General features: G+C 74.4%; 1 protein-coding gene. It reads left to right on the top strand.

The genetic code is table 11. The annotated features are described in order from the left end of the window. A partial coding sequence (locus CWC38_RS11850) for a DUF8083 family protein (protein ID WP_240625261.1) occupies positions 1-893 on the top strand: 893 nt, incomplete at its 5' end. Positions 894-1,036 lie beyond the last annotated feature (143 nt).

The raw sequence follows: 1,036 nt of genomic DNA, 5'->3' as shown, positions 1-1,036 counted from the left end.
CCCAGGACCCGATGTGGCGCATGCCGTTCTCCACGGCTCCCGCGGGTGCGCGGCGGCTGGGCGGTTTGTCGGGCGGTGGCGCGCCGGGGCTGCGGGGGGCTTCGGCAGGTGGCGCCCAGGGCGTCGGAGCGTCGGGCGGCGATGCCTCGGGCAGTGGCGCCCCGGGAGGTGGTGCCTCGGGCGGCGGTGCGTCGCAGAACGGCCCGCTGCAGGACGGCGCGCCTCGTGTGCCCGGCACGCCACCCGTCGCGGCTCCTGCGGGGGACTTCCCCGTGTTCCACCCCACCCAGCGCCTGCGCCGCTCCCTGCGCCTGTTCACGGCCGCCGAGAACGAGGACAGCGCCCAGCTGCTGCCGCTGCTGGTCCCCGAGGGCCAGGTGGACGACGCCGCCCGCGCCACCTCCCGGGAGAGCTTCCTCCCCGTCTACACCCGAGAGTCCTCGTACGTGGTGCCGCTGGCGTGGTTCGCCGCGTTCGCCCCCGAGGACCGCGTGACGTCCCGGCACTCCGGGCACGAGGTGCACCGGCTCGTGGCCCCCGCGGACGCCGCCGCCCGCCGCGCCCTCCGGGCCGCGCAGACCATCGACGACGCCGGACGGGCCGTCTCCGGCGACGCACCCGAGGACGACCTCCCCGACGAGGCCCGGCAGGCTGCCGCGTTCGCCCACGACCTCCCCCGGCTGGGCCGCTGGCTGGACTCCTTCAGCCCCGCCTCCCTGGTGAGCCTGGACTACGGCGCCCTGGCGGACCGGATTCAGCCAGACGAGTCCCCGCAGGACATGTCCGACGCCGTGGAGCTCCTCCGCGAGGGGGACTTCGGGTCCGCCACTGCGGCGCTGCGCCGAATCTTCATGCGCTGGGCCCCGCTGGCGCAGCTGCAGCAGGCGAACTGAGGAGCGCCGTAGCGAGGCTGCCGTGGCGCCCTGATGCCCTGGTGCCCTGATGCCGCATTTACTCCGTTATTGCAGATTTCGCGGCACTGCGATGCATTTGCTCCACCAGAAACCACTGCAGAACCTGTGACACCGCCCCCACC

Source organism: Kocuria tytonicola (genome assembly GCF_003687455.1).
Lineage (GTDB): Bacteria > Actinomycetota > Actinomycetes > Actinomycetales > Micrococcaceae > Kocuria > Kocuria tytonicola.
Note: the sequence above shows the minus strand (reverse complement) of the source record. Positions and strands in the feature narration are given on the sequence as shown.